Source organism: Streptomyces sp. NPDC012825 (genome assembly GCF_042900925.1).
Lineage (GTDB): Bacteria > Actinomycetota > Actinomycetes > Streptomycetales > Streptomycetaceae > Streptomyces.
In genome coordinates, this window is sequence record NZ_JBIBBZ010000001.1 from 1,144,174 (window position 1) to 1,158,940 (window position 14,767).

A 14,767-nucleotide genomic window follows, 5' to 3' on the forward strand; every position below is an offset into this window, starting at 1 on the left:
CCGCTGATCATGACGTACCGCATGCCCGCCGAGTGGACGCCCCACGAGCGCACCTGGATGGCCTGGCCCAGCCCCAACCCCACCTTCACCGACGACGAGGAGCTGGCCGCCGCCCGCGCCGCCTGGGCCTCGGTGGCCCGCGCCGTCCGCCGCTTCGAGCCGGTCACCGTGGTCGTCGCCCCCGGCGACGCCGAGGGCGCCCGCGCGCTCCTCGGCGAGGACGTCGACCTGGTCGAGCGCGACCTCGACGACGCCTGGATGCGGGACATCGGCCCGACCTTCGTCACGGACGGCACCGGACTGGCCGCCGTGGACTGGGTGTTCAACGGCTGGGGCGCCCAGGACTGGGCCCGCTGGGAGCACGACTCCAAGATCGCCCGCCACGTCGCGGACGCCGCCGGCGTCCCCGTCGTGAGCAGCCCCCTGGTCAACGAGGGCGGCGCGATCCACGTCGACGGCGAGGGCACGGTCCTCCTCACCGACACCGTCCAGCTCGGCTCCGGCCGCAACCCCGAGTGGACCCGCGAGCAGGTCGAGACCGAGATCCACGCCAAGCTGGGCACCACGAAGGCGGTCTGGCTCCCGCACGGCCTCACCGCCGACTACGGCATGTACGGCACCCAGGGCCACGTCGACATCGTCGCCGCCTTCGCCCGCCCCGGCACCGTCCTCGTCCACAGCCAGCAGGACCCGGCCCACCCCGACTACGAGCGCTCCCGGATGCACGCGAACATCCTGCGCGCCGCCACCGACGCCCGGGGCCGCCCCCTGGAGGTCATCGAGGTCCCGGCCCCCACCGTCCTCAAGGACGAGGAGGGCGACTGGGTCGACTACTCCTACATCAACCACTACCTCTGCAACGGCGCCGTGGTCCTCTGCGCCTTCGACGACCCCCACGACGAACTCGCCGCCGAGATCTTCCGCCGCCTCTTCCCGGACCGCGAGGTCGTCCTGGTCGACGCCCGCACGATCTTCGCGGCCGGGGGCGGCATCCACTGCATCACCCAGCAGCAGCCGAAGGTCTGACGGCCGGACCCCCCGGGCCGGTCATCGGGTAGAACGTACGAGTGAGTCAGAGCAGCAGCCCGCCGTCCCCCTCCCGCCGCCGCAACCAGGCCGCACCGCCCCGCGAGGAGGTGCTCGCCGCCGCCATGGGCACCATCGCCGAGCGCGGGCTCGACGGCCTCACCATGGCCGGGCTCGGGCGGCAGGTCGGGATGAGCAGCGGGCACCTGCTGTACTACTTCCGCACCAAGGACGAGCTGCTGCTCCAGACCCTGGAGTGGAGCGAGGGACGGCTCGGGGCCCGGCGCGGCGCCCTGCTCTCCCGGCCCGGGTCCGTCCGCGAGCGGCTCGACGGGTACGTGGACGTGTACGTGCCCGAGGGGCCGCGCGACCCGCACTGGACCCTCTGGCTGGAGGTCTGGAACCGCTCGCAGAACGCCGACGGCGACGCCCGCGCCCGCCAGGCCGCCATCGAGGGCGCCTGGCACCGGGACCTGGTCGCGATCCTGGCCGAGGGGGTGTCGCGCGGCGAGTTCCGGCCGGTCGACCCGGACCGGTTCGCCACCCGGATGCGCGCCCTGCTCGACGGCTTCAGCGTGCACGTCGCCGTCGGCATCCCGGGCACGGGAAGGGGCCAAGTCCTGGAACACGTGAGGGAGTTCGTCGAGCAGGAGCTGCTCGCGCGACCGTAACGCACGCAAGTACACAGGATCGTTGTCCCCGGCACCCTTGTCGGCCGGGCCGGGGCTCCGGCACGGTTCCTGCCCATGGGACGAGAGCACTGGAAGAAGATCTGGGTCGGTTCCGCCGGCAACATGGTCGAGTGGTTCGACTGGTTCGTGTACGCGAGCTTCGCCACCTACTTCGCGGGGGCGTTCTTCCCCGAGGGCAACGACACCGCCAAACTCATGAACACCGCCGGCATCTTCGCCGTCGGCTTCTTCATGCGCCCGGTCGGCGGCTGGCTCCTCGGCCGCGTCGGCGACCGCAAGGGCCGCAAGGCGGCCCTCACCCTCACCGTCACCCTGATGTCGGCCTCCGCCGTCCTCATCGCGGTCGCCCCCACCTACGCCGTCGCCGGATACGGCGGCGCCGCCGTCCTCCTGGTCGCCCGCCTCCTCCAGGGCCTCTCCGTCGGCGGCGAGTACGCGGCCAGCGCCACCTACCTCACCGAGGCCTCCGCCCCCGAACACCGCGGCTTCGCCTCCAGCTTCCAGTACGTGTCGATGACCGCCGGCCAGGTCCTCGGCCTCGGCCTGCTGCTCCTGCTCCAGCAGACCCTGTCCGACGCGGCCCTGCACTCCTGGGGCTGGCGGATCCCCTTCGCCGTCGGCGCCCTCGGCGCGGCCGTCGTCTTCTACCTGCGCCGCACCATGCTGGAGACCGAGGTGTACGAGGAGTCCGCCGGCGACGGCGTCGAGCACGGACAGCAGGGCACCCTCAGGGCCCTCTGGGCGCACCGCCGCGAGGCCTTCCTCGTCGTGGCGCTCACCATGGGCGGGACCGTGGCGTACTACACGTACACCACCTACCTCACCAAGTACCTCTCCAACTCCGCCGGGCTCCCCAAGCAGACCGCCACCCTGGTCTCCTTCTGCGCCCTGATCGTCTTCGCCTGCCTCCAGCCGCTCGCCGGCCGGCTCTCCGACCGGATCGGGCGCCGCCCCCTCCTCATCACCTTCGCGGTCGGCTCCACCCTGCTCACCGTGCCGGTCATGGCGATGCTCAAGCACGCGGGCTCCTTCTGGCCGGCCCTCGGCCTCTCCCTCCTCGCGCTCCTCGTCGTCACCGGCTACACCTCGATCAACGCCTGCGTGAAGGCCGAACTCTTCCCCACCGGCGTCCGCGCCCTCGGCGTCGCCCTCCCGTACGCCGTCGCCAACGCCCTCTTCGGCGGCACCGCCGAGTACGTGGCCCTCTGGTTCAAGGACGCGGGGATCGAGTCGGGCTTCTCCTGGTACGTGGCCGGCTGCGCGGCCGTCTCCCTGGTCGTCTACCTGACGATGCGCGAGACCCGCGACATCGACCTCGGCCGGGTCGGCGGGGGTGCCGGTTCCGGCTCCGGTGCCGGGGCCGGGCGGGAACGGGACGGCCTGCCCGTATCGTGAGACCCCGCCCCATCGGGCGGCCACCTGTGCCAGACTTCCGGCGTGCCCGCCACCACGATGATTATCGGCAGCGGCGCGCCGGTCCGCAGTGGCCGCTGAGGCGTGGAACGACCCCCACGCAGGCGGACACCGTGCCCCAGACCCGCGCGCAGACCTCTCGCACCCGCGAGGGGTTTTTTCGTTTTCCGGCCCCACCCACGCCGGAGACGGACGCCGCGCGAGAATGGGGGCAAGTGGAGCCAGACATTCCGGAGCCACATCCGACAGGAGCCATGACAGTCATGACCACGGAGAACGTCGGGGCCGCACCCCTCGACGACAGTTTCCACGTCTTCGACACGACGCTGCGCGACGGGGCGCAGCGCGAGGGCATCAACCTCACCGTCGCGGACAAGCTGACCATCGCCCGGCACCTCGACGACTTCGGCGTCGGCTTCATCGAGGGCGGCTGGCCCGGCGCCAACCCGCGCGACACGGAGTTCTTCGCCCGGGCCCGCCAGGAGATCGCGTTCAAGAACGCGCGGCTCGTCGCCTTCGGCGCCACCCGCAGGGCCGGCGGCACCGCCGCCGAGGACCCGCAGGTCAAGGCCCTCCTCGACTCCGGCGCCCCGGTCGTCACCCTGGTCGCCAAGTCGCACGACCGGCACGTCGAGCTGGCCCTGCGCACCACCCTCGAAGAGAACCTGGAGATGGTCCGCGACACCGTCTCCCACCTGCGCGAGCAGGGCCGCCGCGTCTTCGTCGACTGCGAGCACTTCTTCGACGGCTACAAGGCGAATCCCGACTACGCCAAGGCCGTCGTCCGCGCCGCCCACGAGGCCGGCGCCGACGTCGTCGTCCTCTGCGACACCAACGGCGGCATGCTCCCCGCCCAGATCCAGGCCGTCGTCGCCACCGTCCTCGCCGACACCGGCGCCCGCCTCGGCATCCACGCCCAGGACGACACCGGCTGCGCCGTCGCCAACACCCTCGCCGCCGTCGACGCGGGTGCCACCCACGTCCAGTGCACCGCCAACGGCTACGGCGAGCGGGTCGGCAACGCCAACCTCTTCCCCGTCGTCGCGGCCCTGGAACTCAAGTACGGCAAGCGGGTGCTGCCCGAGGGCGCCCTCGCCGAGATGACCCGCATCTCGCACGCCATCGCCGAGGTCGTCAACCTCACCCCCTCCACCCACCAGCCGTACGTGGGCGTCTCCGCCTTCGCCCACAAGGCCGGACTGCACGCCTCCGCGATCAAGGTCGACCCCGACCTCTACCAGCACATCGACCCCGAGCTGGTCGGCAACACCATGCGGATGCTGGTCTCCGACATGGCCGGCCGCGCCTCCATCGAGCTCAAGGGCAAGGAGCTGGGCGTCGACCTCGGCGGCGACCGGGCGCTCGTCTCCCGGGTCGTCGAGCGGGTCAAGGAGCGCGAACTCCAGGGCTACACGTACGAGGCCGCCGACGCCTCCTTCGAGCTCCTCCTGCGCGAGGAGGCCGACGGCCGGGCCCGCCGCTACTTCCGTACGGAGTCCTGGCGGGCGATCGTCGAGGACCGCCCCGACGGCACCCACGCCAACGAGGCCACCGTGAAGCTCTGGGCCAAGGGCGAGCGGATCGTCGCCACCGCCGAGGGCAACGGCCCGGTCAACGCCCTCGACCGGGCGATCCGGGTCGGCCTGGAGCGGATCTACCCGCAGCTCGCCAAGTTCGAGCTGACCGACTACAAGGTCCGCATCCTGGAGGGCCGCCACGGCACCGAGTCCACGACCCGGGTCCTGGTCACCACCAGCGACGGCAACGGCGAGTGGTCCACGGTCGGCGTCGGCGAGAACGTCATCGCCGCCTCCTGGCAGGCCCTGGAGGACGCCTTCACCTACGGCCTGCTGCGGGCGGGGGTCGACCCCGCCGAGTAAGTCGCGTTTGGTCTTTTATGTTCTGTTCGACGCCGTTCGGGTAGCGTCGACATATGAGGACCAGGTCGCTCGCCCGCCCCGCGGCCCTCGGCGGGTTGCTGTTGCTGCTGCTCCTGGTCCTGGTGCCCGCCGCGGGCGCCAGGACCACGGGCCCGTCCGACGCGGCCGCCGCCCTGCGCCAGGGGCCGGTCTACGTCGATCCCGGTGCCGCCGGCCAGCTGTCGAAGGCCGACGCGGACGCCCTCGCGCGGAAGATCGAGGACGCGGACAAGCCGCTCTTCGTGGCCGTGCTGCCGGCGAACGCGCAGTTCCCGCCGCAGGGGCTCATCGACAACCTGCGGGCGCAGACCGGCGCCACCGGCCTGTACGCCGTACGGCTCGGCGACCGGTTCGACGCCGGGGTCGACCCCCGCGTGATGTCCCCGGCGGCCGTCCGGAACCTCGCCGCCTCCGTCCGTACGCCGGACGTGGACGCGGCCACCGAGCTGAACGCCTTCGTGGACCAGGCCCTGCCCGCCATGCGCGGCTCCGCGCCCTCCTCCTGGGGCTCCGCCGACGCCGACTCCGGAGTGCCGGTCGCCGGACTCGCCGTCCTCGGCGGCGTCGTCGTCGCGGGCGGCGCGGGCGCCTACGCGGTCGTCCGCCGCAACCGGCTCCGCAAGGAGGCCGAGGAGCGGGCCGCCCTGGAGAAGCTCCGGGTCGTCGTCGACGAGGACATCACCGCCTTCGGCGAGGAGCTCGACCGCCTCGACTTCCACCCCGCCGAGGCCGGCGCCGACGACGCCATGCGCGGCGACTACGAGCGCGCCCTCGACGCGTACGACCGGGCCAAGTCCCTCATGTGCTCCGCCGCCCGCCCGCACGACGTGCGCGGGGTGACGGAAGCCCTGGAGGACGGCCGCTTCTCCCTCGCCGTCCTGGCCGCCCGCCGCGAGCACCGCCCGCTGCCCGAGCGGCGCCCCCCCCTGCTTCTTCGACCCGCGCCACGGCCCCTCCACCGAGGACCGCGTCTGGACCCCGGCCGGCGGAAGCGCCCGCGAGGTCCCGGTCTGCGCCGCCGACGCGGCCCGTCTGGACGACGGCCTCGACCCCGCCGCCCGCACGGTCGACACCGAGTACGGCCGCCGCCCCTACTGGGAGGCGGGACCCGCCTACGGCCCCTGGGCCGGCGGCTACTTCGGCGGCGGCCTGCTCCCCGGCCTCCTCATGGGCACCGTCCTCGGCTCCGTGCTCTCCACCCCGGCCTACGCCTCCGAGTACGGCGGCGGCGACTTCCAGGGCGGCGACTTCTCCGCCGGGGACTTCGGGTCCGGCGGCTTCGACGGAGGCGGTTTCGGCGGCGGCGGGGACTTCGGCGGGGGCGGCGGCTTCGACGGCGGAGGCGGCTTCTAGGGCGGGGGCGATGGCCAGCCCCTTCCGGCCCGGGACTCAGACCAGCGGTTTCACCGACATCAGCAGATGGCGGTGGGCCGGGTCCGGACCGTCGGTGAGCAGGGCCCGCTGGCCGGGGCCCAGGAGGTGGAAGCGGACCTCCGGACTGTCCAGGGCGGTCAGGGCGTCCAGGAGGTAGTCCGGGTTGAAGGCGACCGTCAGGGAGTCCGCCCCGGTGAGGGAGGCCGGCAGCCGCTGGGACGCCACGTCGTCCTCGTACCCCGCCCGCAGGTGCAGGCCCTCGGCGGAGAAGGCCAGCTGGACCGGGCTGTCGCCCTCCGCGACGACCGCGACCCGCTTCACGGCCTCGGTCAGCGGGGCCCGCCCGGTGACCGCGAGCGCGTGCTCGCCGAGGGCGAAGAGCTTGTCGTGGCGGGGGAGCCGGCCGTCGAGCAGCCGGGTGGTGGTCCGCATGCCGCCGCTCTCGAAGCCCAGGGAGCCGGAGTCGAGCGCGATCCGGACCGGGCCCGCGCCGGCGAGGGAGCGGGCGATCTCGGTGAGGCGCCGGGCGGGGACGACCACGTCGGCGTCCGCCGCCTCCGCCCCGTCCCCGGGCTTCCACTCCAGGGTGCGGACGGCGTAGCGGTAGCGGTCGGTGGCGGCGAGGGTCATGAACGCCCCGTCCAGGCAGAGCCGCACCCCGGTGAGGACGGGCAGCGAGTCGTCCCGGCCCGCCGCCACCACCACCTGGCCGACCGCCGCCGCGAAGGCGTCCCCGTCGACCAGACCGAGCACCTCGGGGAGCGGCGGCGGGGCCGGGTAGTCGTCGAGCGGCAGCAGGGAGAGGCCGAACCGGGCGTCGCCCGAGGTCACCGAGAGGCGGGCGCCCTCCACGGCGAGCCCGGTGCGGCCCCGGGAGAGCACCTTGCAGATGTCGAGCAGCCGCCGGCCCAGGACCAGCGCCCGGCCCGCCACGACCGTCTCGGCCTCGACCTCGATCCGCGCCGAGGCCTCGTGGTCGAGCCCCGAGACGCGCAGCCCGTCCCCCGTCGCCTCCAGGAGCAGGCCGCCGAGGACGGGCATCGGGGAACGGGCCGGCAGGACGCGCGCGGCCCGGGCCACGGCGTCGGTCAGCACGGCGCTGTCGATACGGAATTCCATGCCGCCGACGCTAACGACCCCCACTGACAACGGCCCCTACCTGCGGGTTCGGGCCCGGCCCCCGTTTCCCCGACTCCGTTGTCAGTGGCGGCCGTCAACGTCGTCGGCGACGACCGGTACGACCCACGAGGACCGCCGCGGCGGCGGCGCGCAGGGTGAGGAGACGCGATGAACGAGGTCCACGTCCACGGCACGGTGGAGCCCGGTTTCGAGTCCGTGCGGGAGGTGTTCGCGGAGATCGTCGCGAACGAGGCGCGGGACGGCGGCGCGCAGCTCGCCGTCCACCACCGGGGCCGTCTCGTCGTCGACCTCTGGGGCGGTGACGGCGTCGACGGGGACTCCCTGCTCGCCCTCTACTCCTGCTCCAAGGGCGCCATGGCCCTGGTCACCGCCCTCCTCGTCCAGGACGGGGTCCTGGACCTCGACCGCACGGTCGCCTCCTGGTGGCCCGAGTTCGCCGCCGGGGGCAAGGGGGAGACCACCCTGCGCCAGCTCCTCTCGCACCGCGCCGGCGTGATCGGCGCGGACGAGGACCTCTCCCTGGAGGAGCTGGCCGACGACCGCAGGACCGCCGCCCGGCTCGCCGGCCAACGCCCCTTCTGGGAGCCGGGCACCGGCCACGGCTACCACGGCCTCGTCATCGGCGCCCTGGTCGGCGAGGTGGTCCTGCGGGCCACCGGCCGGACGGTCCAGGAGCTGTTCGAGGAGCGGGTCCGCGCCCCGTACGCCCTCGACTACCACCTGGGCCTGCCCGAGGAGCTCGAACCCCGCTTCCGCCCCGCCCTGCCCCTGGTCCCCACCCCCGAGGAGAGGGCGTTCCTCGCCGCGCACCCGATCGTGCCCGACAGCCTGGCGGCCGTCGCCTTCGGCCTCCGCGCCGATCCGCCGCTGGACATGGTCGAGTACGGCAACAGCCGTGCGGTGCGGGCCCAAGCGCCGCTCTCCGGCGGCGGCGTCGGCTCCGCCCGGGGCCTGTCGCGGATGTACGCGGCGATCGCGGGCGAGCTGGACGGCAGGCCCCCGCTCCTGGCGCCCGGCACCCTCGCCGAGTTCGCCCGGGTCCACTCCGAGGGCACCGATCTCGTCACGGGCTCGCGGAACGCCTTCGGGCTCGGCTTCGTCCCGCTCGCCACCCGCTATCCGTCGCTGGGCGCGGGCGCCGTCGGCCACAGCGGCGCCCCCGGCTCCCAGGCCTTCGCGGACCCGGCCGCCGGTCTCGCCTACGGCTACGCCCGCCGCCGCTTCGCCTTCATGGCGGGCCCGGGGGCGCCGGAGAACGACCGCCTGGTCCCGGCGGTGGTGGAGGCGGCGGCGAAGGCGGCCTGAAGGGACCCCGGGCCGCAGGAGCGCCGGGGCCCGGAGACGCCGAGCGCCCGCCGTCCGCCGTACTGCTGCGGAGGGCGGGCGCGCTCGTGCGGCCTCGCGGCCGGGGGATCAGACGGCGTTCTTGATCGCGGAGATGTCGAAGGTCAGCCGGACCTTGTCGCTGACCATGACGCCACCGGTCTCCAGGGCCGCGTTCCAGGTCAGGCCCCACTCGGAGCGCAGGATCTCGGCGGAGCCCTCGAAGCCGACGCGCTCGTTGCCGTAGACGTCGGTCGCGCTGCCGTTGAGCTCCAGGTCGATGGAGAGCGGCCGGGTGACGTCCTTGATGGTCAGGTCGCCGGTGATCCGGTACTTGTCGCCGCCCAGCTGCTCGGCCCGCGTGGAGCGGAAGGACATCAGCGGGAACCGCTCGGCGTCGAAGAAGTCGCCGCCGCGCAGGTGGTTGTCGCGGTCGGCGATGCCGGTGTCGACGGAGGCGATCCGCACGTCGATCGAGGCGGTGGAGGCGCCCGGGTCCGTCCCGTCCAGCCTCAGCGTGCCCTCGTGCTCGGCGAAGGTGCCGCGGACGTTGGTGACCATGGCGTGGCGGACGGTGAAGCCGATGCTGCTGTGGGCGGGGTCGATGGTGTAGTCGCCGGTCAGGGCGGCCAGGGCCGGGTCCACCGGGAGGGTGGCGACGGTGGTGGCGGACTCGGTGTTCTTGCGGCCGAAGAGACCCATGGCTGCTCCTTGCTCGGGATTGGTTGAAGCTTCAACGAGAATGACTCTAGCTTCATTCCGTTCAACATTCAACTTCTCTGGAGGATGTTCACCCGAAAGCCCCCGGGAAACCGCCGAGGCCCCCTTTCGGACGCGCGTAGAACTGCGGCACCATCTCCCTGCGCTCTCCGGCGCACGGCGTCACCGACGTCGCGCGCCCTCCGCACCACCTGCACCGCCGTCCCCGTTCTCCCACGGTCACCAGCAGGAGGAACCCCGATGAAGCTCCGCTCCGTCCTGACCGCCCTCGCCCTCGTCCTCGGCGCGTTCTTCGCGCCCGGCGTCGGCGTCCTCGCCTCCGCCGGCGAGGCCCATGCGGTCACCAAGATCAGCCACGCCACCGCGACCTCGATGTTCCGGTCCTCCGGGATCACCTGGTCCTCGTCCGGAGGCTGTTCCGACCGCAACAACCCCACCTGCACGTCCTTCGAGCAGCTCAACCTCGCCACCGCCCAGGGCGCCCAGACCCTCAAGAGCGCCAGCGGCTGCGCCCTCAACATCACGGGCGGCACCGAGACCGGGCACGCGAGCGGCACGTACTCCCACTGGAACGGCTACAAGCTCGACTTCGCCAAGTACACCTGTCTCGGGAGCTACATCAAGAACACCTTCACCTACATCGGCGTGCGCGGTGACGGAGCCCCGCAGTGGAAGTCCGGCGCGGGCAACGTCTACGCCGACGAGGGCAACCACTGGGACGTAACCTTCTACAACTGCGGCGGCTGCTGACCCCGCGCGGAGACCGGCCGGCCCCCTTCGGAGTCCACTTGGACTAACCGAAGGGGGTTGTTGGACTGGAGGGGCCCGCGCGGCGCGATCTCGTTGACGGTCCCCCCGGGCCCGGGGCCAACTGGTGCGCATGCCCCTCCCTCACTCGCCACGAGGCCGCAGGATCCGTGCGGCCTGCGCGCTCGCCGTCGCCTCCTCCGCCGTGTTCGCCCTGGCGGGACCCGCCCTGGCCGACCCCCGGAGCCCACTCGCCGCGACCGCCCCGGCCGCCTCCGCGGACGCCGTCATCGCCTCCCGGCAGCTCTCCGTCGCCGTCGCCGAGGACTTCCCCCGCGTCCTCTCGTACACCGACCGCGCGAGCGGCGCCCGCCTCCTCGGCAGTACGGCCCCGGTCACCGAGGTGGTCCTCAACGGCACCGCCCGTACCGTCCGGACGAAGGCCGCCCCCGTCCTGAAGGCCGCCTCCGCCGCGTACACCCTCGTCTTCCCCGACCTGCCCGGCGTCGAGATCGACGCGCGGCTGACCGTCGAGGGCCGGACCGCCACCTTCCGGATCACCGCCGTCCGCGACACCGGGGCCTTCCGGGTCGGGACGATCGACATACCCGGCCACGACCTGGTCTCGGTGGGCTCCTCGGACGCCGGCGGCGCCACGACCGCCTTCACCCGCCTCGACCCGGACTCCACCCGCACCGCCGACGTCTTCGCGCGGGTCACCGACGCCACCCCGGCCGAGGCGAGTCCCGTCGGCGCCTCGTACGCGATCGTCGGCACCGGCCGCCTCGCCGCCGCCGTCGAGTCCAACTCCAGCTACGACAAGCCCTCCGGCGCCTCCGCCCGCGACGGCGCCCGCTTCTGGCACCAAGCGCGCAAGAACGGCACCGAGACCCGCGTCGGCGTCTGGTCCGGCCAGTGGACCCACCGCGGCGAGGGCGCCCCGCAGCCCGAGAGCGGCGACGACCTGCCCTGGGCCAAGGTCGTCGTCACCCCCGACGCCAACGCCGACGGCACCGTCGACTGGCAGGACGGCGCCATCGCCTTCCGCACGATCGGGATCAAGGCCCCCGGCAGCGAGCGGACCCCCGGCCGGGTCGTCGCCCACATCCCGTTCAACTTCGCCTCCCAGGCCACCCACCCCTTCCTGCGCACCCTCGACGACGTCAAGCGGATCTCGCTCGCCACCGACGGACTCGGCCAGTTCGCCCTGCTCAAGGGGTACGGCTCCGAGGGCCACGACTCCGCCCACCCCGACTACGGCGGCAACTACAACGAGCGCGCCGGCGGTCTCGCCGACCTCAACACCCTCCTGAAGGAGGGCAAGAGGTGGAACGCCGGCTTCGGCGTCCACGTGAACGCCACCGAGGCGTACCCCGAGGCGAAGAACTTCAGCGAGACCCTGGTCGACCGGACCAGGCCCGGCTGGAACTGGCTCAACCAGAGCTACTACATCGACCAGCGCCGCGACATCAACAGCGGCGACCTCGCCCGCCGCTTCCAGCAGCTCCGCGACGAGACCGACCCCAACCTCTCCACGCTCTACATCGACGTCTACTACACGCACGGCTGGATCGCCGACAAGACGATGCAGGAGGTGCGGGCGCAGGGCTGGAACGTCGCCACCGAGTGGGCGGACAAGTTCGAGCGATCCTCCCTCTGGTCCCACTGGGCCAACGACCTCGACTACGGCGGCGCCACCGACAAGGGCCTCAACTCGCAGATCGTCCGCTTCATCCGCAACGGCGAGAAGGACGTCTGGAACGACCACCCGGTCCTCGGCCAGACCGCCCTGGTCGACTTCGAGGGCTGGACCGGCGAGACCGACTGGAACGCCTTCACCGCCAACGTCTGGCAGCGCAACCTGCCCGCCAAGTACCTCCAGCACCAGCGGATCACCCGCTGGAACGGCGACGACCTCACCTTCACCGGCGGCGTCCGCGGCACCGTCGAGGACGGCCGCCGCACCTTCTACGAGAACGGCCGCAAGGTCCTCGACGGCGAGGCCTACCTGCTCCCCTGGGACGGCGGAAAGAAGCTCTACCACTACAACAAGCCGGGCGGCACGACCAGTTGGCAGGTCCCGCCCGGCGTCCGCTCGTACACCGTGTACCGGCTCACCGACAACGGGCGCGTGAAGACCGCCACCGTGCGGCCCGTCGCCGGAAGGGTCACCCTGGAGGCCGCCGCCGGACAGGCCTACGTTCTTCATCCCGACGAGGCCCCCGCCCAGGCCGACCCGCGGTGGGGCCGCGGCACCCCGGTGAAGGACCCCGGCTTCAACGACGCGAAGCTCACCGCCTGGACGAAGACCGGCACCGTCGCCCGCGACACCGACGAGCGGGGCCGCAACAGCGCGAAGCTCACCGGCACCGCCACCGCCGCGCTCCGGCAGCGGATCACCGGCCTCACCCCCGGCGAGCGGTACACCGCCTCCGCCCTGATCGAGGTCGAACCCGGGAAGACCCGCCCCACCACCCTCTCCGTCGGCGGCGCGTCCGTCACCGTCGAGCGCTCCCCGCTCCAGGACCGGGTCGCCGCCTCCGACTGGAACGGCACCCGCTTCCAGCGCGCCAAGGTCACCTTCACCGCACCCGCCCCCGACACCGTCCTCACGGTCCGGGCGGCCGGCGGCAGCGCGGCGGCCGTCCGCGTGGACGACGTCCGGATCGTCGCCGACGCCCCCGCCACCAGGGCGGGGACCACGGTGTACGAGGACTTCGAGGCCGTCGACCAGGGCTGGGGCCCCTTCCTCAAGGGCGACTCCGGCGGTACGACCGACCCGCGCACCCACATCGCCCAGCTCCACGCCCCCTACACGCAGGCCGGCTGGAACGGGAAGCTCGTCGACGACGTCCTCGGCGGCGCCGAGTCCCTCAAGTCGCACGACGAGAACAGCGGCCTGGTCTACCGGACCGCGCCCTGGACCGTCCCGATGGAGGACGGACGCCGGTACCGCGTGGAGTACGCCTACCAGTCCAGCCACGCGGGCGCGTACGAGTGGGTCACCGGCTACGACCGCACGAGCGGCACCGGGGCGGCCGTCGAGACCCGGCGCACCCCCCTCGGGCAGCAGCGGACCACCGGGCACTTCACCGAGACCGTCACGGCGGGCTGCGGCGACACCTGGACCGGCCTGCGCAAGCGCGCCGACGCCCCCGACGGCGCCGACTTCGTCCTCGACGGCTTCACCGTGACCGACCTCGGCCCGGCTCCCGAGCGCGCCGCCTGCGGCACCCTCGCCGTGGCCGCGCCCGAGACCCTGGAGCCCGGCCGCCCGAACCGGGTCACCGTCACCTTCGGCAACGACGAGAGCGACGGGGCCACCGGCGCCCGGGCCGTCCTCGACCTGCCGGACGGCTGGACCGCCGAACCCGCCGCGCCCGTCGACCTCGGCACGGTCGCGGCGGGCGGGAGGGCCACCGCCACCTGGCAGGTGACCCCGCCGGTGGACGCCGCCTACCGGTCGTACCCGCTGACCGCCTCCCTCACGTACACCGTCGGCGGGGACGGGCGGAGGCTGACCGCCGCCGCCACCGTCCGCACCCTGCCCCCGCCGCCCACCGCCGACACCTGGGCGAGCGACCACGACTGGACCTCGGCCACCAGCGGCTGGGGACCCGTCGAGCGCGACCTCTCCAACGGCGGGACCGCCGCCGGGGACGGCTCCCCGCTGAGGATCGGGGGAGTGGCGTACGCCAAGGGCCTGGGCACCCACGCCCCCGCCACCGTCCGCTACCACCTCGGCGGCCGGTGCGCCTCCTTCACCGCCGAGGTCGGCGTGGACGACGCCCAGACGAGCCGGGGCAGCGTCCGGTTCACCGTCCTCGCCGACGGCGCGGAGAAGGCGACGTCCCCGGTCCTCGAGGCCGCGGACCCCGCCTGGTCCCTCACCGCCGACGTCACCGGCGCGGCCTACGTCGACCTGGTGGCCGACGACGGCGGCGACGGCAACGGCAACGACCACGCGGACTGGGGGAGTGCCCGCTTCCACTGCGGCGGCTGAACCCGTACGGAGCCCTCCCGACGGAGGGGGACTTGTAGGGAAGCGAAGAACGCGGGCGGCACCCGGGCACGGCGGGTGCCGCCCGCCGACGCGTCCCCTGCACCGAGGTCCATGTCGAATCCCTACAAACACAGGGGGTGTCCGGCTGTTGACTCGGGACGTACGGGACACGGTTCTGTTCGGCCCCGCCAGGAATCGACACGCGAGACTGTACGGAGTCGACGCAAGGTTTTCTTGTCCGACTTCGTAGGGTCGGTACATGACCGTTGTGGACCAGATCCCGAGCGAGCCCGCCGACGCCCGTGGCCGCGTGGCCGAGCTGCACGTCCTGCGCGAGCAGGCCCTGGCGGGCCCGAGCGAGAAGGCGACCCAGGCACAGCACGCGAAGGGCAAGCTGACCGCGCGCGAGC

9 protein-coding genes and 1 pseudogene are annotated in these 14,767 nt (G+C 73.3%); 8 read left to right on the top strand and 2 right to left on the bottom strand.

Translation table 11 applies throughout. The features are described from left to right. Nucleotides 1-9 precede the first annotated feature (9 nt). The 5 genes and pseudogenes from ACFY7E_RS05455 to ACFY7E_RS05475 all read left to right on the top strand — a co-directional run bounded on the left by ACFY7E_RS05455 (nt 10) and on the right by ACFY7E_RS05475 (nt 6,403). Entirely contained in the window at nt 10-1,026 is a 1,017-nt protein-coding gene (locus ACFY7E_RS05455; RefSeq protein WP_389480962.1) for an agmatine/peptidylarginine deiminase, read from the top strand. A 125-nt stretch (nt 1,027-1,151) separates the two neighbouring features. Continuing rightward, a complete protein-coding gene (locus tag ACFY7E_RS05460) occupies nt 1,152-1,697 on the top strand; it encodes a TetR/AcrR family transcriptional regulator (RefSeq protein WP_383433796.1) in 546 nt (181 codons plus the stop codon). A gap of 75 nt (nt 1,698-1,772) precedes the next feature. Next, nucleotides 1,773-3,113, top strand: coding sequence for an MFS transporter (locus ACFY7E_RS05465; RefSeq protein WP_389480964.1), 1,341 nt, complete (start codon nt 1,773-1,775; stop codon nt 3,111-3,113). Nucleotides 3,114-3,394: 281 nt separating this feature from the next. Next, a complete protein-coding gene (gene cimA / locus ACFY7E_RS05470) occupies nt 3,395-5,011 on the top strand; it encodes a citramalate synthase (RefSeq protein ID WP_389480966.1) in 1,617 nt (538 codons plus the stop codon). A gap of 53 nt (nt 5,012-5,064) precedes the next feature. Then, nucleotides 5,065-6,403 (top strand): annotated as a pseudogene (locus ACFY7E_RS05475) (hypothetical protein). 36 nt (nt 6,404-6,439) lie between these two features. On the opposite strand, the gene dnaN reads toward ACFY7E_RS05475, so the two are convergent. Continuing rightward, entirely contained in the window at nt 6,440-7,543 is a 1,104-nt protein-coding gene (gene dnaN / locus ACFY7E_RS05480; RefSeq protein ID WP_389480969.1) for a DNA polymerase III subunit beta, read from the bottom strand. Nucleotides 7,544-7,711: 168 nt separating this feature from the next. Between dnaN and ACFY7E_RS05485 the strand changes: the two genes are divergently transcribed. Further along, nucleotides 7,712-8,869: a serine hydrolase domain-containing protein gene (locus tag ACFY7E_RS05485; protein ID WP_389480971.1), complete on the top strand. Its 1,158-nt coding sequence runs from the start codon at nt 7,712-7,714 to the stop codon at nt 8,867-8,869. Between the two features lie 108 nt (nt 8,870-8,977). Here the strand turns inward: ACFY7E_RS05485 and ACFY7E_RS05490 are convergent, their stop codons facing one another. After that, nucleotides 8,978-9,589, bottom strand: a complete 612-nt coding sequence (locus ACFY7E_RS05490; RefSeq protein ID WP_389480973.1) for a YceI family protein — start codon at nt 9,587-9,589, stop codon at nt 8,978-8,980. A 258-nt stretch (nt 9,590-9,847) separates the two neighbouring features. Between ACFY7E_RS05490 and ACFY7E_RS05495 the strand changes: the two genes are divergently transcribed. Together ACFY7E_RS05495 and ACFY7E_RS05500 are read left to right on the top strand one after the other, a co-directional pair. Beyond that, nucleotides 9,848-10,357 (top strand): hypothetical protein, encoded by a 510-nt coding sequence (locus tag ACFY7E_RS05495; RefSeq protein ID WP_383433600.1) that lies wholly within the window; start codon nt 9,848-9,850, stop codon nt 10,355-10,357. Between the two features lie 130 nt (nt 10,358-10,487). After that, on the top strand, nt 10,488-14,357 hold the full coding sequence (locus tag ACFY7E_RS05500) for an endo-alpha-N-acetylgalactosaminidase family protein (protein WP_389480975.1): 3,870 nt from the start codon (nt 10,488-10,490) through the stop codon (nt 14,355-14,357). Nucleotides 14,358-14,767 lie beyond the last annotated feature (410 nt).